This is a genomic window from Sphingomonas sp. Leaf343 (assembly GCF_001423765.1).
GTDB lineage: Bacteria > Pseudomonadota > Alphaproteobacteria > Sphingomonadales > Sphingomonadaceae > Sphingomonas.
In genome coordinates, this window is record NZ_LMPG01000001.1 from 880,648 (window position 1) to 905,875 (window position 25,228).

Annotated in this window: 17 protein-coding genes; 9 read left to right on the forward strand and 8 right to left on the reverse strand. The window is 68.2% G+C overall.

Annotation, left to right across the window (positions count from 1 at the left end):
- Positions 1 to 53 precede the first annotated feature (53 nt).
- Positions 54 to 1,490, reverse strand: coding sequence for an AMP nucleosidase (locus ASG07_RS03915; protein WP_055842371.1), 1,437 nt, complete (start codon positions 1,488 to 1,490; stop codon positions 54 to 56).
- A gap of 151 nt (positions 1,491 to 1,641) precedes the next feature.
- Positions 1,642 to 2,121, reverse strand: a complete 480-nt coding sequence (locus tag ASG07_RS03920) for a peroxiredoxin (protein WP_055842374.1) — start codon at positions 2,119 to 2,121, stop codon at positions 1,642 to 1,644.
- 113 nt (positions 2,122 to 2,234) lie between these two features.
- Here ASG07_RS03920 and ASG07_RS03925 point away from each other — a divergent pair, with 113 nt between their 5' ends.
- Together ASG07_RS03925 and ahcY are read left to right on the forward strand one after the other, a co-directional pair.
- Positions 2,235 to 2,795 (forward strand): YqgE/AlgH family protein, encoded by a 561-nt coding sequence (locus tag ASG07_RS03925; protein ID WP_156361716.1) that lies wholly within the window; start codon positions 2,235 to 2,237, stop codon positions 2,793 to 2,795.
- A gap of 114 nt (positions 2,796 to 2,909) precedes the next feature.
- Entirely contained in the window at positions 2,910 to 4,346 is a 1,437-nt protein-coding gene (gene ahcY, locus ASG07_RS03930) for an adenosylhomocysteinase (protein WP_055842380.1), read from the forward strand.
- Between the two features lie 165 nt (positions 4,347 to 4,511).
- Here the strand turns inward: ahcY and ASG07_RS03935 are convergent, their stop codons facing one another.
- Positions 4,512 to 7,538: a TonB-dependent receptor plug domain-containing protein gene (locus ASG07_RS03935; protein ID WP_055842381.1), complete on the reverse strand. Its 3,027-nt coding sequence runs from the start codon at positions 7,536 to 7,538 to the stop codon at positions 4,512 to 4,514.
- Between the two features lie 277 nt (positions 7,539 to 7,815).
- On the opposite strand from ASG07_RS03935, the gene ASG07_RS03940 reads away from it, so the two are divergent.
- From ASG07_RS03940 to trxA, 7 genes are read left to right on the forward strand one after another with little or no spacing between them, the layout of a single operon-like run.
- Positions 7,816 to 10,170, forward strand: a complete 2,355-nt coding sequence (locus ASG07_RS03940) for a sensor histidine kinase (protein WP_055842385.1) — start codon at positions 7,816 to 7,818, stop codon at positions 10,168 to 10,170.
- On the forward strand, positions 10,167 to 10,625 hold the full coding sequence (gene tsaE / locus ASG07_RS03945) for a tRNA (adenosine(37)-N6)-threonylcarbamoyltransferase complex ATPase subunit type 1 TsaE (RefSeq protein WP_055842387.1): 459 nt from the start codon (positions 10,167 to 10,169) through the stop codon (positions 10,623 to 10,625). The genes ASG07_RS03940 and tsaE overlap by 4 nt, the downstream gene beginning before the upstream one ends.
- Positions 10,622 to 11,587 carry an aminoglycoside phosphotransferase family protein gene (locus ASG07_RS03950; RefSeq protein WP_201780958.1) on the forward strand — a complete coding sequence of 322 codons (966 nt, stop codon included), beginning with the start codon at positions 10,622 to 10,624 and terminating at the stop codon, positions 11,585 to 11,587. Before tsaE ends, ASG07_RS03950 begins: the two co-directional genes overlap by 4 nt.
- Positions 11,584 to 12,339, forward strand: a complete 756-nt coding sequence (locus ASG07_RS03955) for a nucleotidyltransferase family protein (RefSeq protein ID WP_055842390.1) — start codon at positions 11,584 to 11,586, stop codon at positions 12,337 to 12,339. The genes ASG07_RS03950 and ASG07_RS03955 overlap by 4 nt, the downstream gene beginning before the upstream one ends.
- Complete coding sequence (gene addB / locus ASG07_RS03960) at positions 12,332 to 15,244, forward strand: double-strand break repair protein AddB (RefSeq protein ID WP_055843000.1); 2,913 nt, start codon at positions 12,332 to 12,334, stop codon at positions 15,242 to 15,244. Before ASG07_RS03955 ends, addB begins: the two co-directional genes overlap by 8 nt.
- Entirely contained in the window at positions 15,231 to 18,653 is a 3,423-nt protein-coding gene (gene addA / locus ASG07_RS03965) for a double-strand break repair helicase AddA (RefSeq protein WP_055842392.1), read from the forward strand. Before addB ends, addA begins: the two co-directional genes overlap by 14 nt.
- Positions 18,654 to 18,697: 44 nt before the next feature.
- Positions 18,698 to 19,018: a thioredoxin TrxA gene (gene trxA / locus ASG07_RS03970; RefSeq protein ID WP_055842395.1), complete on the forward strand. Its 321-nt coding sequence runs from the start codon at positions 18,698 to 18,700 to the stop codon at positions 19,016 to 19,018.
- A gap of 37 nt (positions 19,019 to 19,055) precedes the next feature.
- Here the strand turns inward: trxA and ASG07_RS03975 are convergent, their stop codons facing one another.
- The 5 genes from ASG07_RS03975 to rplJ all read right to left on the reverse strand — a co-directional run bounded on the left by ASG07_RS03975 (position 19,056) and on the right by rplJ (position 25,029).
- Entirely contained in the window at positions 19,056 to 19,667 is a 612-nt protein-coding gene (locus tag ASG07_RS03975) for a glutathione S-transferase family protein (protein WP_055842398.1), read from the reverse strand.
- Positions 19,667 to 20,893 (reverse strand): bifunctional glutamate N-acetyltransferase/amino-acid acetyltransferase ArgJ, encoded by a 1,227-nt coding sequence (gene argJ / locus ASG07_RS03980; RefSeq protein WP_055843002.1) that lies wholly within the window; start codon positions 20,891 to 20,893, stop codon positions 19,667 to 19,669. Before argJ ends, ASG07_RS03975 begins: the two co-directional genes overlap by 1 nt.
- A gap of 107 nt (positions 20,894 to 21,000) precedes the next feature.
- Positions 21,001 to 23,688: an aconitate hydratase AcnA gene (acnA, locus tag ASG07_RS03985; protein WP_055842401.1), complete on the reverse strand. Its 2,688-nt coding sequence runs from the start codon at positions 23,686 to 23,688 to the stop codon at positions 21,001 to 21,003.
- A 384-nt stretch (positions 23,689 to 24,072) separates the two neighbouring features.
- Positions 24,073 to 24,447, reverse strand: a complete 375-nt coding sequence (gene rplL / locus ASG07_RS03990) for a 50S ribosomal protein L7/L12 (RefSeq protein WP_055842404.1) — start codon at positions 24,445 to 24,447, stop codon at positions 24,073 to 24,075.
- 66 nt (positions 24,448 to 24,513) lie between these two features.
- Positions 24,514 to 25,029 (reverse strand): 50S ribosomal protein L10, encoded by a 516-nt coding sequence (gene rplJ, locus ASG07_RS03995; RefSeq protein WP_055842407.1) that lies wholly within the window; start codon positions 25,027 to 25,029, stop codon positions 24,514 to 24,516.
- Positions 25,030 to 25,228 lie beyond the last annotated feature (199 nt).

Genomic DNA, 25,228 nt, shown 5'->3' on the forward strand with positions numbered 1-25,228 from the left:
GGTGCGTAACGCGACCGGCGCCGATTTGGTTGCGCGCGACGGGTTTCAGCGACTTAGCGGAACGGGGGTTCGTTGAAGGCGCGCAGCTTGCGGCTGTGCAGGCGTTCGCCCTCGACGCGCAACTGCTCGCACGCCTCGATGCCGATCCGCATATGCTCGCTGATCGCGCGTTCGTAGAAGCGGTTGGCCTGGCCCGGCAGCTTGAGTTCGCCGTGCAGCGGCTTGTCCGACACGCAGAGCAAGGTGCCGTAGGGGACGCGGAAGCGATAACCCTGTGCCGCGATCGTCGCGGATTCCATGTCGATGCCGACCGCGCGGCTGAGCGAGAAACGCAGCGCCGATTTGGAATAGCGCAACTCCCAGTTGCGGTCGTCGGTGGTGACGATCGTGCCGGTGCGCAGGCGGCGCTTGAGGTCCTCGCCCGACTGACCGGAGACGATCTCCGCGGCCTTGGCGAGCGCGACCTGCACCTCGGCGATGGCCGGCACGGGGATTTCGGGGGGCAGTACGTCGTCGAGCACGTGATCGTCGCGGAGATAGGCGTGCGCGAGGACGTAGTCGCCGATGCGTTGCGACGGACGCAGGCCGCCGCAATGGCCGATCATCAGCCACGCCTCCGGGCGCATGACGGCAAGATGGTCGCAGATCGTCTTGGCGTTGGACGGCCCGACGCCGATGTTGACGAGGGTGATGCCGGTGCGGTCGTCGGCCATCAGGTGATAGGCGGGCATCTGGTGCCGCCGCCACGCGCTGTCGGACACGATCGTGTCGACATCGTCGGGCGAGTGGATGACGACGTTGCCCGCGCCGGACAGCGCGGTGAAGCGGCTGCCCGCGCCAAGTTGCGATGCGCCCCAGCGTACGAATTCATCGACATAGCGGTGGTAGTTGGTGAACAGCACGAAGCGCTGAACATGCTCCGCCGGCGTGCCCATATAGTGGCGCAATCGCGCGAGGCTGAAATCGGTGCGCAGGCCGTCGAACAGCGCGAGCGGCCGCGTGCCGTCGACGGTGATCCACAGGCCGTCGGCGATCTCGTCGCCGATATGCGCCAGTTCGGTCGCCGGGAAGAAGCGGGCGAGTTCTGACGCCGACACCTGATCGAGGCTGAGGGCGTGACCGGGGTCGAGGACGTAGGGGAAGGGAATCTCCTGACGGCCCGGTACCGCCTCCACCGTGACGTCGTAGTCCTCGATCAGCAGCGTGAGCTGTTCGGTCAGGTAATCGGCGAAGATCGCGGGTTTGGTGACGCTGATCCGGTAGTCGCCAGGCGACACGAGACGACCGAACGATCGCAACGGCGCGGGACGGCCGGGTTCGCCGGCGAAGCTGAGCCGGATTTCGGGATAGGCGAAGCTGCCGTCGCTGCGGGCGGTCGCGTCCGGGGGCATACCATCGGCGAGATAGCGGGTGAGGGCGGCCTGAAGACGGTCGACGGAGGCGGTGTAGAGCCGGTCCAGCTCTGCGACGATGTCGGAAGCGGTTGTCATCGCGAAGGGTTACGCGCGGTGGATGACGGAGGCAAGACGGCCCAGCGCCGTCATGCCGGGCCTGTCCCGGCATCCACCGTAGCCGTTATTTCCAAGTTGGGCGCGTGCACCCCGGAACAGGTCCGGGGTGACGACGAAAGGCCGGGCGGCCTCAGATTTCGGCGAGCAGGTGTTCGGCGGAGCTGACCTTGAACTCGCCGGGCTGTTCGACGTGGAGCTGGGTCACGACGCCGTCCTCGACCAGCATGGAGTAGCGCTGGCTGCGCGTGCCGAGACCGAACTTCGATCCGTCCATCTCAAGACCCAGGGCACGGGCGAAGTCGCCATTGCCGTCCGCCAGCATCGTCACGCCCGACGCATCGTTCTGCTTCGACCATGCGTCGAGGACGAAGGCGTCGTTGACCGAGGTGCAGGCGACCTCGTCGACGCCCTTGCCGGCGAACGCGTCCTTTTGCGAGACGAAGCCGGGCAGGTGCTTCGCGGAGCAGGTCGGCGTGAAAGCACCGGGCACAGCGAACAGCGCGACCTTGCGGCCGGCGAAATAGGTTTCGGTATCGACCTGATCGGGACCGTCGGCGGTCACCTTGACGAGCGTGGCCTTGGGCAGTCGGTCTCCGACGCTGATGGTCATCCTGTATTCTCCGTAGATCGCCGACGGGATTCGTCGCGCGCCGCGCACTTCGGGCCGCAGCGGTACGATTTCAAGCGTGGCGGTGGCTTTCCGCACCGGCTATGCGGAAAAGCGTGACCGATCCCGCCTATCTCACCGGCCAGTTCCTCCTCGCGGTGCCGGGGATGAGCGATCCCCGCTTCGAACATGCGGTGATCGCGATGTGCGGGCACGACGCGGACGGAGCTCTGGGGATCGGGCTGGGCGCGGTGGTGCCGGGCGTCGGCTTCCACGCGCTGCTGGAGCAACTGGAGATCGACGTCGGCGAGGCGCCGAACGCGCCGGTGCATCTGGGCGGACCGGTCGAGCCGCGCCGCGGATTCGTCCTGCATTCCACCGAATGGTCGGGCCAGGATTCGGTGCAGGTCGCGGGGCGCTGGACCCTGACCGGGACGCTCGACGTGTTGCGTGCGATCGCGGAGGGCACGGGCCCGGCGCACTGGGTCGTCGCCTTGGGCTATGCCGGCTGGGGCGCGGGACAGCTGGAGGGGGAATTGTCTCGGCCGGGCTGGCTGACGGCTCCTGCCGAGAATGCCGTGTTGTTCGAGGTGCCGGCGCAGGAGCGCTGGGCGCGGGCGATGGCGGGGGCGGGGATCGACCCGCGGCTGCTGGTCGCCGGCGTGGGCACCGCCTGACGCGGATCGCTCCCGTCACGCCGGACTTGAACATATAAAGATATCTTTATATTTGCTCGTCAGGCTGCAAACCCGTATGGGCGCAGCCATTCATTCGTATCAGGAGCACTATTCGTGGCCACCGCACTTGCGCCCGAGGGCGCCGCCAAGACGGCGCAGGACTATGTCATCAAGGACATCGCGCTCGCCGACTTCGGTCGCGCCGAGATCCGCATCGCGGAGACCGAGATGCCGGGCCTGATGGCACTCCGCTCCGAATTCGGCGCGTCGCAGCCTCTCAAGGGCGCGCGCATCACCGGTTCGCTGCACATGACGATCCAGACCGCGGTGCTGATCGAGACGCTGACCGCGCTCGGTGCCGACGTGCGCTGGGCGACCTGCAACATCTTCTCGACGCAGGACCATGCCGCCGCCGCGATCGCCGCGACCGGCGTGCCGGTGTTCGCGGTGAAGGGCGAGAGCCTGGCCGACTATTGGGATTATGTCGGCGACATCTTCACCTGGGATGCCGAGGTCGAGGGCCAGACCGCCAACATCATCCTCGACGACGGCGGCGACGCGACGATGTTCGCGCTGTGGGGCGCGAAGCTCGAGGCCGGTCACACGCTGGGCGAGCCTGAGAACGAGGAGGAAGTCGAATTCCACCGCGCATTGAAGGCGTTCATCGCAAAGAAGCCGGGTTACCTGACCGAGACGGTCAAGAACCTGAAGGGCGTCAGCGAAGAGACGACCACCGGCGTGCACCGCCTGTACGAGATCGCGAAGAAGGGCGAGCTGCCCTTCCCGGCGATCAACGTCAACGACAGCGTCACCAAGTCGAAGTTCGACAATCTGTACGGCTGCAAGGAGTCGCTGGTCGACGCGATCCGTCGCGCCACCGACGTGATGCTGGCCGGCAAGGTCGCCGTGGTTGCCGGCTTCGGTGACGTCGGCAAGGGCTCGGCCCAGTCGCTCCGCAACGGCGGCGCGCGCGTGATGGTGACCGAGGTCGATCCGATCTGCGCGTTGCAGGCGGCGATGGAGGGCTTCGAGGTCGTGACGATGGACGAGGCGGTGACCCGCGCCGACATCTTCGTGACCGCGACCGGCAACGCCGACGTCATCACCGCCGATCACATGAAGGCGATGAAGCCGATGTCGATCGTCTGCAACATCGGCCACTTCGACAGCGAGATCCAGATCGCCGCGATGTCGAACTACAAGTGGACCGAAGTGAAGCCCGGCACCGACCTGGTCGAATTCCCGGACGGCAAGCAGATCATCATCCTCGCCAAGGGTCGCCTCGTGAACCTCGGCTGCGCGACCGGCCATCCGTCGTTCGTCATGTCGGCATCGTTCACCAACCAGACGCTCGCGCAGATCGAGCTGTGGACCAAGGGCGAGAACTACAAGAACGACGTCTACGTCCTGCCCAAGCACCTCGACGAGAAGGTCGCGGCGCTGCACCTCGAAAAGCTCGGCGTAAAGCTGTCGCAGCTCACCCCGAAGCAGGCTGGCTACATCGGCGTGCCGGTCGAAGGACCGTTCAAGCCGGATCACTACCGCTACTGATCGGACGCTCTACGGAGCAGCAAAAGGGGGCCGCGTCACCGGGAAGGTGGCGCGGCCCCCTTTTCGTTGTGCGCGATGCCCATGAAAAAGCCGCGCCGCCCGTGATGGGCGACGCGGCGGAACCCGTGTGGAAGGGGAGCGTCGCGAGGACGCTCCCCGGTCCGATCAGAAGCCGATGCGGACGCCCGCATAGAACCGGCGGCCGAGCGGATCGTAGACCGACGTGTCGGTATCCTGACCCGCAGTCGCGCCGATATCGGCGAGATAGGGCGGCTTGTTGTTCAGCAGGTTCTGACCACCGATGTAGAACTCGTACCCGCCATCGGTGCGGAAACGGATCTGGGAGTCGAGGTAGAACTGCGGACGCACGCGGTAGAGTGGGTTCGTACCCGGACGTGCACCCGTCAACTGATCGTCGAGGCTGGACTGGCTGATCCAGGTCCCTGTCAGGGTGAGGCCGACGCCTTCCCGGTCATAGCCGGACGTGACCGAGAACCGGTCGCGCGCCGCACCGATCTCGCCGGCGAAATAGTCGCGCTCCGAACCCGGCAGCGGGATCGTATAGCCCTTGATGAGGTGCGTGTACGCGCCGTGCAGCGTCAGGTTGCCGCCGACCCCGAGCGAGTCGAGGCTGCCGCGCCAGTCGACGTTGACGTCGACGCCCGACGTCTTCAGCCCGCCGCTGTTCGACGGCGAGGTGTTGACTTCGTCCAGCGAACCCGCGCTATTCGGACCGACGATGGTCGGCCGACGGACGACGAGGTCGCAGAATTCCTGCACCGCGTTGTTGTAGCACTGGTTCAGGATGAACTGCAGCGGCGTGGTAACGATCGCATCCCGGACGCGGATGTTGAAGTAGTCGACCGTCACGACGAGGTTGCGCAGACCCGCGATCGAACGCGGGTTCAGCACGACGCCGGCGGTGAACGAGTCGCCCTTCTCCTCCTGAAGATTCGGGTTGCCGCCGCCGAAGCTGGTGATGCCCTGAAGGTCCGCCTGGTTGACCGCGAACGCGCCATTGGCGGCGATGTTGGCGGCGACGCCGGGTGCGGCGAGACACTGGGTCGCGAGCGTGCCGGTCGCCCCCGCCGTCAGGCCCACGCATGGATCCTGAAGCCCGGACGGGAAGTCCTGCTGTGCGGGCTGGAACAGCTCGTTGATGTTGGGCGCGCGCACCGAGCGCGCCTGCATCACACGGAAGCGGACATCCTCGATCGGAGCCCATTCGCCGCCGTAATTGTAGCTGTAGGTCGTGCCGATCGTCGAATAGTCCGACACGCGGATCGCGCCACGCAGGGACAGCGAGTGGAAGAACGGCTGATCCTGAATGATCGGGACGATCGCTTCGCCGAACCCTTCGAACAAGTCGAACTTGCCGCGGGTGGAGGGCAGCGCGTTGTTACCGTTCAGGCCGAGCTGCGTGAGGGGATCGAACTCGTTGCTGCTCGATTCCCGGCGATATTCGCCGCCGACGCTGACACCGATCGCGTCGGCACCGAACAGCGAGAACAGCTTGCCCGACACGTTGCCGCCCGCGACCGTCTGCGTCAGCTTCGACCGCAGCGTCGTCGGTGCGGCGATATAGCCGGCCGCCGGAGCGAGCGCGTTGATGCCATAGATGTTCGCGGGGACGCAGCCCGCCGCGCGCGCGGCGGGATCGGCGCATACGATCTGGCCGGTGGCCGGGTCGGTGTACGCGTTCAGTGCTGCCGTGAAGTTGCGGCTGTCATACTGGCCGTTGCCGCTCTGGTTCTCGATCGTCTGACCGTAGATGCCATAGACCTCGTAGCTGAAGCGATCCTCCAGGAACTTGCCGTTGGCACCGCCGGCGATACGGAACAGCTCGCGGCTGGCGCGGCTGGTACGCGCGCCGAAATCGGCGAGACGACGGTCGAAATAGATGTCGCGCAGGCCGTCGCCATCGGTGTCGGTCGCCGCGTTGAAGATCGCGTCGGGCACGTAGGGGTTGCGATAGGTGACGCCGCCGACGACGGTCTGGATCGGCACCTGACCGCCCGTCGCGATGTTGACGAGGTCCGAACTGAGCGGGAACGGCTCGATGTTCGTGTTCGCCTTAGTCTTCGCGTAGTTGCCTTCGAGGAACAGGTTGAAGGCGGGCGACACTTCGAAATTGCCGCGGCCGGCGGCGACGTAGCGCTCGACCGGCACCGCGAGATAGCGGAAATCGGAACGGTTGAAGCCGCCGCAGCTGGTGGTGGTGCAGTTTCGCAGGACGTTGTCGGTGCCGTAGCTGAAGACCTGCGTGTCGTCGCCCGTACCGGTGTAGAAGCGGCCGCCGGGAATGAAGCCCGACAACAGGGTGCGCGGCGTGAACAGGTCGGCGTCATTGCCGTTCGCCAGCCCGAGGCTGCTGGAATCGACCGCGCTGGAGCCTGCTTCGGTCGAACGGTCCTTCTTGAAGACCGTGCCCTGCTTCGAATAGCCGCCGAACAGCATGATATTGCCACGGTCGTCGGCGAAGTTCTTGCCGACCAGAGCGTTGATCTGGCGATCGGCACCGTCGCCATATTGGCTGATGCCCATCTGGCCATCGATCTGCACGCCGTCGAACTTGGTCTTGTAGACCATGTTGACGACACCTGCGACGGCGTCCGAACCATAGACGGCCGATGCGCCGCCGGTCAGGATATCGACACGTTCCAGGAACTGCGTCGGGATGACGTTGAGGTCGACCGCCTGGCTGCCGGGAACGCCCGACACGAAGCGGCGGCCGTTGACCAGCACCAGCGTGCGGTCCTCGCCCAGATTACGCAGGTTGACGGTGGCGACGCCGGCCGACTGCGTGGCGAAGCTGGAGTTGGTGCGGCTGATGCCGGGCGCGCCGAAGGTCGGGTTCTGGAGCAGGACGTCCTGCACGTTGATGACGCCGGCCTGCTGGATCTGCGCGGCACCGATCACCTGAAGCGGCGATGCGGCGGTCGCGGAGGGCGAGGCGATGCGCGAGCCGGTGACGACGATGTCGCCGCCGCCTTCATCGCCCTGCGCCGCGGCGCCATTGGCCTGGGACGCGGGGTCGGTGGCGGACTGTTCCGTTCCATCCTGCGCGGATGTGGGATCGGCGGTTTCCGCGGTGCGCGCCGGATTGGCGGCATCCTGGGCGTGAAGCGCCGACACGGGGACCGCCGCGACCAGCAGGGTCGTGGCGAGGAGATGGCGTCGAAATACTGACATTGTGGCTGTGTTCCCTGAACCATGTACCATCGGGGCGGAGGGCCGACCCGCCTGCCGATGTGTCGGTCAGGTATCGCGAAAAACGCTCGGGTTCCTACAGATGTCCATCGTCGCCACAGGAATATCCAAACAGTGTCGCATCATTGCAACAACTTAGGTCCATACCGGTACTTCAAACATAGTTTTATCTGTAGTTAATCAAGGGGCGATCACAAATGTTGCCCGGCGACCCCGCGGACCGTAGACACGGAGACATGCCTGCACGACGGATCAGAACATGATGCAGCTTGGCACCGGCTCCGCGATCGCGCTGGGATTGATGCTGCTCGTCATGATCGGGGGCGGAGCGGCAGCTTTGTTCGTTGGGCTTCGTGCGCGCGCGGCGGCGGCGATGGCGGGCGACGAAAACGGACGTCTGCATGCGACGCTGCGAAGTGCGCCGGCGCTGGCGATGCTGGTGCGGCCGGACGGGCGGGTCGAGATGTCGACGCGGCTGGCGGACTGGTTCGGGCTGTCGGCGGCACCGCGGACGCTGTCCGACCTGACCGATGGCGATGACGCCGGGCTGAACGCCGAAGATGTGACGGCATTGTCCGCCGACGTGACCGCCGCGCAGCGCGCCGGACGTGATTTCGAACTGGCCGTGCGGCCGCGCGGGTCGCAACGCGCCCTGACGTTGCGGGGCGGACGCGCACCCGCGGAACTGGGCGCGGCGGGCGGTGCGATCGTCTGGGTCTTCGACGCGACCGATACGCAAGGCGAGATCGAGCGGCTGGGAGGCGAGGTCGAGCGGCTGGCGGATGCGTATCGTGCGTTGACCGGCCTGATCGAGGCCGCGCCGATGCCGATGTGGTATCGCGGTGGCGACCTGAAGCTGGCGATGGTCAATTCGGCCTATGTCGAGGCGGTTGAGGGACGCGACGCGGCAGATACGCTCGCGCGCGGGCTGGAACTGGTCGAGGGCACCGGCCAGGGCGGCCCGCTGGCCGGTGCGGCGGCGGCGAAGGCACAAGGGCGGCCGGCGGAGCAGGTGCTGCCCGCGACGATCGGCGGCGCACGGCGGCGTTTGCAGGTGATCGACGTGCCGCTGCCGACGGGCGGCGTCGCGGGCTTCGCGGTCGATATCGAGGATCTGGAACAGGCGCGAAGCGGAGCCAAGCGTTTCGCGGAGGCGCAGCGGGGTATGCTCGACCGGCTGTCGGCGGGCGTGGCGCAGTTCGGCGGCGACCGGGCGCTGGTATTCTGCAACCAGCCGTTCCACCGGATGTTCGCGATGCGCCCCGAGTGGCTGGCGGATCGCCCCGAGTTCGACCGCGTGCTGGAACGGATGCGCGAGGCGAACCGGCTGCCCGAGGTGCGTGATTTCCCCGGCTGGAAAGCGGAGCGGCGCAACTGGTTCGTCGCAGCGGACGTTGCATCGGAAGAGAATTGGCATCTGCCGGGCGGCACGCATCTGCACGTCGTGGCGCAGCCGCTGCCGGACGGCGGCCTGCTGCTGATCTTCGAGGACCGCACCGAGCAGGTGCAACTGGCCAGCGCGCGCGACACCCTGTTGCGGGTACGAACGGCGACGTTCGACAATCTGTTCGAGGCGCTGGGTGTGTTCGCCGCGGATGGCCGGTTGCAATTATGGAACAACCGGTTCCGCGCGCTGTGGGGCGTCGACGAGGAATTCCTCGCGAGCCATCCGCGCGTGGACGTATTTGCGAGCCGCATCGCGCCCCGGCTGTCGACGCCGAGCCGATCAACGCTGATCGCCGATCTGGTCCATTCCGCCACCGCCGAGCGGCAGCAACGTGGCGGGCGCGTCGCGTTCGCGGACGGGAGGCATTTCGAGTTCGCGGGCGTGCCGCTGCCGGACGGCAACGCGCTGTTCACGATGCTGGACATCACCGACAGCCGCCGGGCGGAGCAGGCCCTGCGGGAGCGGGCGGATGCTTTGGAAGCGGCGGACAAGGTGAAGACGCAGTTCGTGGCGAACATGAGCTATGAATTGAAGACGCCGCTGACGTCGATCGGCGGGTTCGCGGAAATGCTGCACGGCGGTTATGCGGGCGAGTTGCCGGCAGAGGCGGGGACGTACGTCGAAGCGATCCTTGATTCCGTAGAGCGGCTGGGGCTGTTGATCGACGACGTGCTGGACCTGACGCGCGGCGGCGAAGGGGCGGCGGTGGAGCGCAAGGACGTCGATCTGGTCACCGTCGCGCGCGAGGCGGCGATGGCGATCCAGCCGGCGATCAAGCGGCACAAGATCGACTTCGCGGTCGAACTCTCGCGATCGGCCGGGCGGGTGCAGGGCGATCCCCAGAGATTGCGCGAAGTGGTGGAGCATCTGTTGAGGCATGCGCTGGCGTCGCTGGGCGAGGGCGGGCGCATCCTGCTGCATGCGGACGGCACCGCGACGCACGCGCGGATCGTGGTGTCCGACGACGGACCGGGCTTGGACGAGGAGAGCGCGGGCCGGGTGTTCGACCGGTTCGCGGAGCCGCATCTGCAACCGGGCGGCGAGCGCGCGCTGGGGCTGGGCATGCCGTTGGCGAAGCAGTTCGTGGAGGCGCATGGCGGGACGATCGCGTTGGTGTCCGAGCCGGGCGAGGGGACGCTGGTGACGGTGGACCTGCCACGGCGATGAGCGGGGAGGGTGAGCGGCGGCTGGCCGATGCCGCAGCGACGGAGGCGTTCGGGGCGCGACTGGCGGCGGTTGTGCGGGCAGGCGATGTCGTCGCGCTGACGGGGCCGCTGGGTGCGGGCAAGACCAGCATCGCGCGCGGTTTGCTGGCGGCGCTGGGGCTGGCGGGCGAGGCGCCGAGTCCGAGCTTTGCGATCGTGCAGCCCTATGCACCGCCCGAGACGCTGATGCCGGTGTGGCATGTCGATCTGTACCGACTGGACGATCCGGACGAGGTCGAGGAACTGGGGCTGGAGGACGAGCGCGGCGACGGCGTGCTGCTGGTCGAATGGCCGGAGCGGGCGGGTGCGCGGGCGTGGCCGGAGGCGCTACGCCTGACGCTTGCGATGGAGCCGGACGGCGCGCGTCGCTTGACAGCGGAGGTGCCGCCGGGCTGGAGGGAGCGATGGCCGATATGATCCCGCCGCCGGGCGCGCTTCCGTTTCTCGACGCCCTTGGATGGGGTGCGGCGACCGTCTCGCCGCTGGCGGGGGACGCGTCGTTCCGCCGCTATTTCAGGGTGGTGGACGGCGAGCGTACTGCCGTGCTGATGGATGCGCCGCCGCCGCAGGAGGACACGCGGCCGTTCGTGGCGATGGCCCGCTGGCTGGACGAACGGGGATTTCTGGCCCCGGCGATCCTGGGCCTGGACGAGGCGCAGGGCCTGGTTTTGCTGGGCGATCTGGGTGACGTCCGCCTGCGCGAGACCGCGGATACGGAAGGCGACGAACTGGCGCTCTATGGCGATGCGATCGACCTGCTGGTCGATCTGGCGACGCATCCGGCCGGGCCGCTGCAACCCTATGACCGGGCGGTGATGCAGCGCGAGGCGGCGTTGTTCGTGGAATGGTATTGCCCGGCGGTGGGGATCGTGCCCGATGTCGCGGGCTACACGGCGGCATGGAATGCGGTGCTGGATCACGCACTGGCGGCGGAGCCGGTGACGGTGCTGCGCGACTATCATGCCGAGAATTTGATGCTGGTCGGCAGCGCGCGGCGGCTGGGCCTGCTGGATTTCCAGGACGCGCTGGCGGGGCATCCGGCCTATGATCTTGTGTCGCTATTGCAGGATGCGCGGCGCGACGTCGATCCGTCGATCGAGCAGGCGATGTTGGCGCGGTACATGGGCGCGACCGGTGTCGGTGACGACTTCCTGCGCGCCTATCACGTGCTCGGGGCGCAGCGGAATGCCAAGATTCTGGGGATTTTCGCGCGGTTGTGGAAGCGTGACGGGAAGCCGCGCTATGTCGGGCTGTGTCCGCGCGTCTGGGCCTATCTCGAACGTGACCTGTCGGAGCCGGTACTGGCACCGGTCGCGCGGTGGTTCGACGAGAACCTACCGCCGGAACTGCGCGGCGACCCGCTGGAGCTGACGCGATGACGCGGCAACTGGCGATCCGGCCCGATCCCGGCGGGACGGTGCCGAAGACGGCGATGGTGATGGCGGCGGGGTTGGGGAAGCGGATGCGGCCGCTGACCGCGACGCGGCCCAAGCCGATGATCGAAGTCGCGGGCAAGCCGTTGATCGATCATGTGTTCGACCGGTTGCAGGCGGCGGGTGTCGAGCGGGCGGTGGTGAACGTCCACTATCTCGCGGACTCGCTGGTGGCGCATCTGGGCGCGAAGTTCGACGGTGTCGACGTGGTCGTGTCCGACGAGCGCAAGCGGTTGATGGAGACGGGTGGCGGGCTGGTGCAGGCCCGCGACCTGCTGGGCAATGAGCCGGTGCTGGTCGCCAACAGCGACAACCTTTGGATCGATGGACCCGTGGACGCGATCAAGCTGCTGTCGTCGCGGTGGGACGACGAAAGCATGGACGCGCTGCTGCTGATGGTGCCGCTGGCGCGCGCGAACAATTATCGCGGGCAGGGAGATTTTCATCTGGCCGCGGACGGACGGATCACGCGGCGGCGGCGATCGGCCACCGTTGCGCCGTTCGCCTATACCGGCCTTCAGATATTGCACCCGCGGTTGATCGCCGACTGGCCGGAGGGGCCGTTCTCCACCAACCTGTTCTGGGATCGCGCGATCGCGGCCGGGCGCGCGTTCGGGCAGGTGCATCAGGGGTTGTGGTTCGACGTCGGCACGCCCGGCGCGATAACGAAGACCGAGGCGCTGCTGCTGGATGGCTGAGCGGCCATCCGTCTATACGATCCCGGCGCACCGCGCGTTCGCCGACGCGCTGGTCGGTGGGCTGATGCGCGGGCGCGATCAGGCGGCGTTGGCGCGGGGACTGGTGCTGCTGCCGAACAATCGCGCGGTGCGGGCGGTGACGGAGGCGTTCGTGCGAGCGAGCGGCGGCGGGCTGCTGCTGCCCCGGCTGGTGGCGCTGGGCGACCCCGACCTGGGCGAGGCGGCCGGCGCGGCGCTGGACGTGGCGGACGATCCGCCGCCGCCTGCGGTTGCGCCCTATGCGCGGCGGATGATCCTCGCCCGGCTGGTCGAGGAAGAGCGCGCGCGGACGGGAACGCCGATATCGGCCTCGGAGGCGGTGCGGCTGGCGGGCGATATGGCGCGGACGCTGGACCAGTTGCTGGTCGAGGAGGTGCCGCCGGCTCGGCTGGCGGAGCTGGATCTGGCCCCCGAACTGACGGAGCATTGGGCGCGGGCGCTGGCGACGTTCCGGATCGTGATCGATCGCTGGCCGGCGGAACTGGCGAAGCTGGGCGCGATCGACGGGGCGGAGCGGCGGGCGCGGTTGCTGGCGGCGCTGGCGGCGCGTTGGCGGACGACGCCGCCGACCGGGTTCGTGTGCGCGGCGGGGATCACCGACACGTCGCCCGCGGTCGCGCGGCTGCTGCGCTGTGTCGCCGATATGGCGCAGGGGCAGACGGTTTTGGCCGGGCTCGATCTGGCGATGCCGCAGGACGAGTGGGATGCGCTTGGCCCGCACGCCCTCGACAGCGGGCTGCGGGCGATCGAGACCCACCCGCAATTCCATCTGAAGCTGATGCTGGAGCGGATGAGCATCGGCCGCGACGAGGTCGTGCGCTGGCGCGGCGGCGGGGCAATGGTCAACTGGGGCGCGGATGCCGATCCCGCACGCGGGCGGGCGATCGCCAACGCACTGGCTCCGGCGGATTTCACCGGCAAGTGGACCGATCTGGCGGCGGCGGACCGGCGGCTGTCGGGCGTGCGCGCGGCCGAACTCGCCACCCCGGCGGAGGAGGCGCAGACGATCGCGCTGGCGCTGCGTCACGCGTTGGACACGCCGGGGAAGACCGCGGCGCTGGTGACGCCGGACCGGGCGCTGGCGCGGCGGGTGGCAGTGCATTGCCGGCGCTGGGGGATCACGGTCGACGACAGCGCCGGGCGGCCGCTCGCGATCCTGCCGCCGGGAACGCTTCTGCTGGCGCTGGCGGAGGCGGCGGCGCAGGCGTTCGCGCCGCTCGCATTGCTGTCGCTGCTGAAGCATCCGCTGGCGAATGGCGGCGTGCCGCGGCTGGAATGGCTGGACGGGGTGCGCGCGATGGACCGGTCGCTGCGGGGGCCGCGTCCGCCGGCGGGGTTGGACGGACTGTCGCCGGAAGGGCGCGCAGCGACGTTCTGGACGTGGATCAAGCCGCGACTGGAGCCGTTGGCGCGGCAGGTCTCGGCCGGGCCGCAGCCGCTGCCCGGGCTGATCGCGTGCGTTCGCGAGGCGGCACAGGCGCTGTGCGGCGATGCGCTGTGGTCCGGGCTGGCGGGGCGCGCGGCGGCGGAGTTCGTCGCCGATCTGGAGGCGGAGGGCGGTGCCGGGCCGGCGCTGGTCGATCCGGCCGAACTGCCAGCGATGCTGCGCACGCTGCTGGACGAGGTGGCAGTGCGGCCGGAGCGGGGCAAGGGACATCCGCGCCTCGCCATCTATGGCCAGATCGAGGCGCGGTTGCAGTCGGCGGACCTGATGATCCTGAGCGGGCTGAACGAAGGGACGTGGCCGGGCAGTCCGCCGCCCGATCCCTGGCTCGCGCCTCGCATTCGGAGTGCGCTGGGGCTGATCGGGCTGGAGCAGCGGATCGGCATCGCCGCGCATGATTTTGCGCAGGGGCTGGGCGCGCCCGAAGTGCTGGTGACCCGCGCGCGGCGCGATGCCGGGTCGCCGGCGCTCGCGTCGCGCCTGTGGCTGCGGTTGCAGGCGATGGCGGGGGACCGGTTCGAGCGTGACGGCGCGCTGGAAGGCTGGTCGCGGGCGCTGGACGCATCGGATACGCACAAGCCGGTCGAGCGGCCCGCGCCGCTGCCGAAGACGCGGCCCAGGAGCATCTCCGTCACGGAAGTCGACCGGCTGAAGGCGGACCCCTATTCCTTCTATGCGCGGCGCGTGCTGCGATTGTCGCCGCTCGATCCCGTCGATGCCGATCCGACCGCCGCGTGGCGGGGGACGGCGGTTCACGCCATTCTGGAGCAATGGTGGAAGCTGGACGGTTGCGCGCCCGACGCGCTGCGGCCGCGGGCTATGCGGATGTTGAAGGATGCGGAGGTGCATCCGCTGCTGCGCGCGTTGTGGCAGCCGCGATTGCGCGAGGCGATCGACTGGATCGCCGGACAGGTGGTCGAGATGCGCGCGGGCGACCGGCACGTGCTGGCCGCCGAAGGACGAGGCGAGATCGAGATGGCGGGCGTGACACTGTCGGGGCGCTACGATCGCATCGACCGGTTGCCCGGCGGGATCGGCATCGTCGATTACAAGACCGGCAAGCCGCCCTCCGCCGCGGCGGTGCGGGCGGGGTTCAGCCTGCAGCTCGGGCTGCTGGGGCTGATCGCGGAGCGGGGCGGGTTTGCGGATGTCGGCGGCACGGCGGCGGCGTTCGAATATTGGTCGCTGGCGAAGCGGCGCGACCAGTTCGGCTTCGTCGATAGCCCGTGCGATCCGGAGGGCAAGCGCGACAAGATCGTCACCGCCGATTTCACGCGTATCGCCGCCGCCAATTTCAGCGACGTCGCCGCCAGATGGCTGACCGGGAACGAGCCGTTCACCGCCAAGCTGGTGCCGGATTACGCCCCCTATGCCGAGTACGATCAGTTGATGCGCCGCGACGAATGGTATGGCCGTGAATGACCTGAAGCGCCTGCCGCCGCTGAAGGGCGAACAGCGGCGCGCGTCCGATCCGTCGGCGCATGTCTGGCTGGCGGCGTCGGCGGGCACCGGCAAGACGCAGGTGCTGTCCGCGCGCGTGTTCCGGCTGCTGCTGAAGGGGACCGATCCGTCGGCGATCCTGTGCCTGACCTTCACCAAGGCGGGCGCAGCGGAGATGGCGCACCGGATCAACGCGCGGCTGGCGGCGTGGGTGAGGCTGGACGACACCGAGCTGTTTCAGGACCTTCAGGCGCTGGGCGAGCCGGGCGGGCCGGAGCAGGTGGCGCGGGCGCGGACTTTATTCGCCAAGGTGCTGGACGCGCCGGGCGGGGGGCTGCGCATCCAGACGATCCACGGCTTTTGTCAGGGGCTGCTGGCGGCGTTTCCGGTCGAGGCGGCGCTGACGCCCGGCTTCCGGCCCCTGGAAGCGCGCGAGGAGGCGGGGCTGGCGCGCGAGGCGCTGGCGCAGATGCTGACCGCCGCGGAGCGGGACGGGCGCGATCATGTCGTGGAGACGATCGGCGCGCTGAGCCTGAGGCTGGGCGAGGGCGGTGCGGAGTCTTTCCTGAACGCGTGCGCGCGGTCGCTGCCAGCGCTGGAGGCGTTGCCGTCGGGGATACAGCCCTACATCCGCCGGGCGCTCGACCTGCCGATGGGCGACATCGCGGAGGCGGTGGCGGCGGGCTGTGCCGAGCTTGACGAGGAGTCGATCCGCGAGATCGGGCTGATGAACCGCGAATGGGGCACCAAAAACGGCCTCGCGCGGGCGGCGACGATCGCCGCGTGGCTGGAGGCGGATGAGGGTGAGCGGGTCGCCGGGCTGGCCGATGTGCATCTGGTGTGGGCGAAGGCGGACGGCGATCTGCGCTCCTTCGCGAAGGGGCAGGCGCCGCAGCATCCCGACTATGCCGATATCGGCCGCGACCTGCACGGGGCGCTCGCGGCGTTGCTGTCGCTGGGCGTGCGCGGGGCCTATGCCGATCTGCTCGCGGCGGGGCTGGAGGTCGGCCGCGATTATGCGCGCGCCTATGATCTGGCGAAGCGGCGGGTCGGTGGCGTCGATTTCGAGGATCTGATCCAGACCGCCGTCGCGCTGCTGGAGACGCCGGGGATCGGCGAGTGGGTGCGGTTCAAGCTGGACCGCGAGACCGAGCATGTCCTGATCGACGAGGCGCAGGACACCAACCTGAACCAGTGGCGTATCGTCAGCGCGATCGCCGAGGAGTTCTTCGTCGGGCGCGGCATCTATGCGCCGCGGACGCGGACGCTGTTTACGGTCGGCGACTGGAAGCAGGCGATTTTCGGATTTCAGGGGACCAGTCCGCTCAACTTCGCCTGGGCGGAGCGGCGGTTCGAGGACAAGGCGCGGGCGGCGCATGGCCCGGAGGATTGGCCCGAGCAGGATCGCGGGCTGCCGTTCCACCGCCTGTCGCTGACGCATTCGTTCCGGTCGGTGCGGCCGATCCTGACCTTCGTCGATGCCGCCGTCGCGGAGGTGCCGGAACCGGGTCTGGGTGCGATTGGCGCGGTTGAGCAGCACGCGAGCGAGGTGCCGGGATCGGGCGGGGTGACGATCTGGCCGCCTGTGGTGGCGGGTGGATCGGAGGACGACGAGGAAGGCTGGATATCCGACAGCGTCCGCAAGCTGGCCGGAGACATCGCGCGGGCGGTGAAGGGCTGGCTTGCCGAGCCGACGATGATGCTGGGATCGAAGGGGCGGGTGTTGCGGCCGGAGGACGTGATGATCCTCGTCAAGCGGCGGGGCGAACTGGCGTCTCTGATCGTCGCGCGGCTGTACGCGGAGGGGGTGCCCGTCGCGGGCGTCGACCGGTTGCGGCTGAATGCGCCGCTGGCGGTGCAGGACCTGCTCGCGGCGGTGCGGTTCGTGTTGCAGCCGGAGGACGATCTGTCGCTCGCCAGCCTGCTGGTGTCGCCGTTGATCGGGTGGACGCAGGACGAACTGATGCACGCCGCGCCGCGCGAGCGGGGCAGCCTGTGGCGGCATCTGGGCGAGACGCAATCCGACGAGCGGCTCGCACCGCTGCGCGCGCTGCTGGCGCGGGCGGACTTCACGACACCGTACGAGTTTCTGGAGGAGATGCTGTCGGGGCCCTTCGACGGGCGGCGCAAGCTGATCCGGCGGCTGGGCGCGGAGGCGCGCGATCCGATCGAGGAACTGCTGTCCGCCGCGCTGGCGTTCGAGAGTACGACGACTCCATCCTTGCAGCGCTTCCTCGACTGGTTCGATCGCGGCGATGTCGACATCGTGCGCGATCCGTCCGCGCCGCTGGACGCGGTGCGGGTGATGACTGCTCACGGGGCCAAGGGTTTGCAGGCGCCTTTGGTCATTCTGGCGGATGCGACGATCGACCCGACGCTGTCGCCGCGATCGATATTGCGCTGGTCGCCGGAGGATGGGGCCGCGCCGATCCCGGTGTTCTCGCCGCGCGCCGCCGAGCGAGGCGGGCCGCTGGACGCCGTGAAGGACGCCGCCGACGCGCGCGAACTGGAGGAGCATTGGCGGCTGTTCTACGTTGCGGCGACGCGGGCGGAGGAGCGGCTGGTGATCGCGGGCGCGCTGGGGCCGAAGGCGCAGGGGGTGCCGCCGGCGTCGAGCTGGTACGCCGCGGCGGATCGCGCGCTGACGGCGCTGGGCGTGCCGGCGGGCGAGGGCGAGCGGAGTTTCGAGGCGGGGACGCCGGTGCCGGTGCAACGGCGCGCGGACGCGGCCGTGAATGCGCCGGTGGCCCTGCCGGAATGGGCGCGGCTGCCAGCAGCCGTGGAGGCGCGACCGCCGCGGCCGCTCGCACCGTCGTCGCTGGGGGACGATCTGGTCGCCGATCCGCCGCCGACTGCGGCGATGCGCGCGGCGGCGGAGCGGGGGCGGCTGATGCACGCGCTGTTCGAGCGATTGCCTTCGGTCGCTGTCCCGGAACGGTCGGCGGCGGCGGATCGCTGGCTGGAACGGGCCGGGAGCGTCGCCGACCCGGCAGCGCGGGCGGCGATCGTCGCGGCGGTGCTGGCGGTGATCGAGGATACACGCTTCGCCGACCTGTTCGGTCCGGACGCGCTGGCGGAAGCCCCGATCGCGGCGACGCTGGACGAGGGAATCGTCATCGCGGGCACGGTCGACCGGCTGCTGGTCGGCGACACGATCCGGTTGATCGATTTCAAGACCGGGCGGCAGGTGCCGGACGCGGTGCCCGATTATCATCTGCGCCAGATGGCGGGCTACGCCGCGGCGCTGGCGGTGATCTTCCCGGACCGACCGGTGGAGGCGGCGTTGCTGTACACGGCGGGGCCCACTTTGGTGCCGCTCAGCGCGGATGACCTTGCCCGCCACAAGCCGCGCTATCACGCAACGGAGCAAAGCTCCGCGCTCATGGGTTGAGCCGGTCCGACCGCCGCCCTAGATCGCATTTCAAGGAGATATTCATGGCCACCAAGCAGATCACCGACGCCAGCTTCGACGCCGACGTCCTGAAGTCCGATAAGCCCGTCCTGGTCGATTTCTGGGCAGAGTGGTGCGGGCCGTGCAAGATGATCGGACCGTCGCTCGAAGAGATTTCGGAAGAACTGGGCGAGCAGGTGACGATCGCCAAGCTCAACATCGACGACAATCCCGACGCTCCCGGCCGTTACGGCGTGCGTGGCATTCCGACGATGATCCTGTTCAAGGCCGGCGTGCCCGCCGCGACCAAAGTCGGTGCGGAGCCGAAGGGCCGGATCAAGGCGTGGCTCGAAGGATCGCTGTAGGGGATATTCCGCGCTCCGGCACCGGCCGGGGCGCGGATCAGGTCAGTGGGATCATGACGTTGGCGGCATAGCCGGGTCGGTCCCGTAGGTCCCCGTACCACCGCGCCACGTTTGGCAGGTCTGGTCGGTTGACCGCCAGCGTGAACCAAGGGTGGGCATAGACGCCCATCGGGATGTCGGCGAGCCCGAACCCTTCTCCCGATAGCCAGCGATGCTCCGCCAGATGCGCGTCAAGGATGGTCATCAGTTTCGCCGTCGCCTGCGCCGATCGCGTGATCGCGGCAGTGTCACGATCCGCCGGTGCGCGGCGGATGAGGTTGAAGAACGCGTCGCGCTGGGCTTCGGCAAAGCCGTTCTGCCACTCCATCCAGCGATCGCCGAGTGCGCGGGTGGCGGGATCGGCGGGGAACCAGCGCTCGTCACCGTGCCTTGCGGCGAGGTAGCGCAGGATCGCATTCGACTCCCACAGCACGAAGCCGTCGTCCTCGATCGTCGGGATCAGCGCATTGGGATTCAGCCCGCGGTAAGCGGCGTCCATACCGAACCGGCCGCCGACGTCGTGCCGGAAATAGGGCATCGCCAGTTCCTCGGCAAGCCACACCACCTTCTTGACGTTGTGCGAGTTGAGGCGGCCCCAGATCGTCAGCATCAGCTTCGATAATCCGCGTTGATCGAGATATAGCCGTGCGTCAGGTCGCACGTCCAGACGGTGGCGCGACCCTCGCCGAGGTTCAGGTCGATGCCGATCTCGACTTCCTGTCCCTTCAGGTGTGCGGCGACCGGCTCTTCGTCATAGCCCTCGACGGCGAGCCCCCCGCTGGCGACCTGGGTCGAGCCGAACCGGATCGAGAGGCTGTCGCGCTCCGCCGGCTCCCCCGCCTTGCCGACGGCCATCACGACGCGGCCCCAATTGGCGTCTTCTCCGGCGATGGCGGTCTTCACCAGCGGCGAGTTGGCGATGCTCATCGCGATGCGGTGCGCGCTGCGGTCGCTGTCCGCGCCGTCGACGTCGATGCGGATCAGCTTCGTCGCACCCTCCCCGTCGCGGACGACGAGCAGGGCGAGCTGTCGGCACAGATCGGCGAGCGCGGCGCGGAAGGCGTCCGCACCGAGGCTGTCGTCGTCGGTGAGCGGCCGGTTGCCCGCTTTACCGGTGGCGAAGGCGAGGACGGTGTCGCTGGTCGAGGTGTCGCCATCGACGGTGATGCACGAGAAGCTGGGCGCATTCGCGGCGGTCAGCGCGCGTTGCAGGAAGGCGGGATCGACTGCGGCGTCGGTGAAGACGAAGCCGAGCATCGTCGCCATATCAGGGGCGATCATCCCTGATCCCTTGATGACGCCGACCAGCCTCACGATACGGCCATCGACGACGGCGGTGGTGCTGGCGCCCTTGGGATAGGTGTCGGTGGTACCGATCGTCTCCGCGACCTCGCGCCAGCCACAGGGTTCGGCGACGAAGGCGGCGCCGAGACCGGCTTCGGCCCTGTCGACGGGCAGCGGCACACCGATGACGCCGGTGGAGGCGACGAACACATCGGAGGGCTTGCAGGCGTGGGTGGCCGCGACGCGGGCGGCGATCGCCTCCACCGCTGCACGACCGCGGTTGCCGGTGAAGGCGTTGGAGTTGCCGGCATTCACCACCAGCGCGCGCGCGTTCCCGAGCGTCAGCGCGGCGCGGCACCATTCGACCTCGGGGGAGGGGCATCTGCTCTGCGTCAGGACGCCCGCCACCGTCGTACCCTCCGCGAGCGTCACGAAGGTCAGGTCGCAGCGATCCCACGTCTTGTAATGCGCGCGTGCGACGCGGAGTTCGACGCCGGCGATCGGCGGCATGTCGGGAAAGGGGGTGGCGAGCGGGGAGGTGGCGCTGGTCATGGGCATCGGCCTGACGCCAATCGCGTCGCGGCGCAAGACCCGCCGGGGGCCGGCCATCGGCGTGCATCGGTCGGGCCCGTGAGAACCCGACCGATGCTTGTTGCGATCTACGCCGCCAGCTTGCGCAACACGTACTGGAGGATGCCGCCGTTCAGGAAATATTCCAGCTCGTTGACGGTATCGATGCGGCAGCGGGTCGCGAACGTCTCGCTGCTGCCGTCGGCGCGGGTCAACGTGACCTCCACCTCCTGACGCGGGCGCAGGCCGGCAACGTTATGGATCGTGAACGTCTCGGTCCCGTCCAGCTTCAGCGTCTGGCGATCCAGACCTTCGCCGAATTGGAGCGGCAGCACGCCCATGCCGACGAGATTGGAGCGATGGATACGCTCGAAGCTCTCGGCGATCACCGCGCGCACGCCGAGCAGGTTGGTGCCCTTCGCCGCCCAGTCGCGCGACGAGCCGGTGCCGTACTCCTTGCCTGCGACGACCACGAGCGGCGTGCCGTCCGCCTTGTAGCGCATGGCGGCATCGTAGATCGGCATGATCTCGCCATCGTACTTCGACATGCCGCCCTCGACGCCTGGCACCATCTCGTTGCGGATGCGGATGTTGGCGAAGGTGCCGCGCATCATCACTTCGTGGTTGCCGCGGCGCGCGCCGTAGCTGTTGAAGTCGGCGCGGCTGACCTGATGCTCCTGGAGGTACTTGCCGGCCGGGCTGTCGGCCTTGATGCTGCCGGCCGGGCTGATGTGGTCGGTGGTGATCGAGTCGCCCAAGATCGCCAGCGGCTTCGCCTCGATGATGTCCGCCGTGGGAGCCGGCGTCATCGACATGCCCTCGAAATAGGGCGGGTTGGCGACATAGGTGGAGCCGGCGCGCCACTGGTACGTGTCCGAACCGGTGACGTCGATCGACGACCACTTCTCATCGCCGGCATAGACGTTGCCGTAGCGCGAGCGGAACATCTCGTCGTCGATATTGGCGGTCATCAGCGACGAGACTTCGGCGTTCGTCGGCCAGATATCCTTCAGATACACGTCGTTGCCATCAGTGCCCTGACCGATCGGCGTCTCGCGCATGTCCTGCGTGACGGTGCCCTTCAGCGCATAGGCGACGACCAGCGGCGGCGAGGCGAGGAAGTTCGCGCGGACGTCGGGCGACACGCGCCCTTCGAAGTTGCGGTTGCCCGACAGGACCGACGCGGCGACGAGATCGTTCTCGTTGATGGCGGCGGAGATCGGTGCGGCGAGCGGGCCGGAATTGCCGATGCAGGTCGTGCAGCCATAGCCGACGAGGTTGAACCCCATCGCGTCGAGGTCCTCGGTTAGGCCCGCCTTGTTCAGGTAATCGGTGACGACCTGCGAACCGGGGGCGAGCGAGGTCTTGACCCACGGCTTCGGCTTCAGGCCGAGCGCGCGCGCCTTGCGCGCGACGAGGCCGGCGGCGACGAGCACGGAGGGGTTGGACGTGTTGGTGCACGACGTGATCGCGGCGATCACGACGTCGCCATCGCCGATGTCATGGTCGCGGTCAGCCACCGCGACGCGCTGCGGCTGTTCCTTGTGGTAGATCTTGAAGAGGTCGCCGTTGAACACCTCGTCCACCTTGGTCAGCGCGACCTTGTCCTGCGGGCGCTTGGGGCCGGCGAGCGACGGCACCACCGTGCCCATGTCCAACTCCAGCGTGTCGGTGAAGACGGGGTCCGGCGCATCCGCGTCGCGCCAGAAGCCGTTCGCCTTCGCATAGGCTTCGACCAGCGCGATGTTATCCTCGGAGCGTGCGGTCAGGCGCATATACTCCATCGTCTTCTCGTCGATCGGGAAGAAGCCGCAGGTCGCGCCGTATTCGGGGGCCATGTTCGCGATCGTCGCACGGTCCGCCAGCGTCATCGTCGACAGTCCGGGGCCGTAGAACTCCACGAAGCGGCCGACCACACCCTTGGCGCGCAGCAGTTGCGTGACGGTCAGGACTAGGTCGGTGGCGGTGATGCCTTCGCCGAGTTCGCCGGTCAGCTTGAAGCCGACGACCTCGGGGATCAGCATCGACACGGGCTGGCCGAGCATCGCCGCCTCCGCTTCGATCCCGCCGACGCCCCAGCCGAGGACGCCCAGACCGTTGATCATCGTGGTGTGGCTGTCGGTGCCGACCAACGTGTCGGGATAGGCGATCATCGCGCTGTCCTTCGCGTGGTCGCCGACCTCCTGCGAGGACCAGATCGCCTGACCGATATATTCCAGGTTCACCTGATGGCAGATGCCGGTGCCGGGGGGCACGACCTTGAAATTGTCGAGCGCCTTCGATCCCCATTTCAGGAATTCGTAGCGCTCGCCGTTCCGCTGATATTCGAGATCGACGTTTTCGCCGAACGCCTGCGGTGTGCCGAACTCGTCGACCATCACCGAGTGGTCGATGACGAGGTGGACGGGGACGAGCGGATTGATCTTTTCCGGATTGCCGCCGAGCGCGGTCATCGCGTCGCGCATGGCGGCGAGATCGACGACGCAGGGCACGCCCGTGAAATCCTGCATCAGCACGCGCGCCGGGCGATACTGGATCTCGCGGTCGCTGCGGCGTTCCTGCTGCCAGTCGACGATCGCCTGGATATCGTCGCGGGTGACGGTCACGCCGTCTTCGAAACGCAGCAGGTTCTCCAGCAGGACGCGCATCGAGAAGGGCAGGCGGCTGATGTCGCCCAGCTGCTCCGCGGCCTTGGACAGGCTGTAATAATCATAGGACTTGCCGCCGGCGGTGAGCGTGGAGCGGGTGTTCAGCGTGTCCTGGCCGATGGCGGTCATAAGCGTCCTTTGCCTGTCGTCCCGGCGCGGAGCGAAGGCGGCGAAGCCGCGGGCGCGGGGACTGTACGGTGGGTTTGGGGCGGCGATAGCAGCCGTGCCGCGGAGAAGGAAGGGCTGTCCGGGCGCGTGTTGCTTTAGCTGGGTGTTTTGCGGGCGACGGGGTGCATCGTGGCTCCCGCTCATGAGCAAGGCAGCAGAGCCGTTGTAGTCGGCATGACGGGCGCATGAACGAAAAAAGGGGCGGCCCCGTGCGGAGCCGCCCCTTTTGTCGGTCGCTGGGCCGGTGGCGGACATGGGCGAAGCCCATGTCGTGGACGGCGCGTTGCGCCGCCGGCCGGCCTTGTCGGGATCGTGCTGGCTCGCCAGCACGATCCTGACTGCGGCTTACTTGACGTCGACGGTCGCGCCGGCGGCCTCGAGCTGAGCCTTCAGCTTCGCGGCCTCGTCCTTGTTTACGCCTTCCTTGACGGCCTTCGGCGCGCCCTCGACGAGAGCCTTCGCTTCGGTCAGGCCCAGGCCGGTGATCGCGCGGACTTCCTTGATGACGTTGATCTTCTTGCCACCGTCGCCGGTCAGGATCACGTCGAACTCGGTCTGCTCTTCAACCGCCGGTGCGGCTGCGCCGCCGGCTGCTGCCGGAGCTGCGACCGCTGCTGCGGCCGAAACGCCCCACTTCTCTTCGAGCAGCTTCGACAGCTCGGCTGCTTCCAGGACGGTCAGTTCGCTCAGGCTCTCAACGAGCGCGTTCAGGTCTGCCATGTGTATTCTCCATGCGGGGGCATCGGCCCCCAAAGTACGATTGAAACCAGGAAATGCGTCGACGGCTTACGCCGCCTCCTTCTCCGCATAGGCGGACAGCACGCGTGCGATCTGTGCCGCGGGAGCCTGCGTGATCGTTGCCAGCTTCGTGGCGGGTGCCACGATGAGGCCGACGATCTTGGCACGCAGTTCGTCCAGCGACGGCAGCGTGGCGAGTGCCTGAACGCCCGCGACGTCGAGGGGCGTCGAGCCCATCGCACCGCCCACGATTTCGAACTTGTCGTTCGTCTTCGCGAAGTCCACCGCAACCTTGGCTGCGGCGACCGGGTCGATCGAGGAAGCGAGAGCGACGGGGCCGGTCAGCATATCGCCGATCGATCCATAGTCGGTCCCGTCGAGCGCGATCCTGGCAAGCTTGTTCTTCGAGACCTTGTAGGTCGCGCCGGCGTCCCGCATCTTGTTCCGCAGCACAGTGGACTGTGCGACGGTCATGCCGAGGTTGCGGGTCACGACGACCACGCCGACTTCGGCAAAGTTACGGTTCAACTCGGCGACGGCCGCGGCCTTTTCAGTCCGATCCATGCCATTCTCCACGTTTGGACATGCCCCGAAGGCCATGTCCGGTTACCACCGGCACGCGACGCGCACCGGCTTGTCCAGTCGACGAGGGAATGGAGGACCGGCCGCATGGAAAGCGGCAGGCGAAAACCTATCCCCGTCTCGGCAGGGGATTAAGCCGGGCAAATCCCCAGCACCTGCTGTCTAGGACGGAATCCGGCGG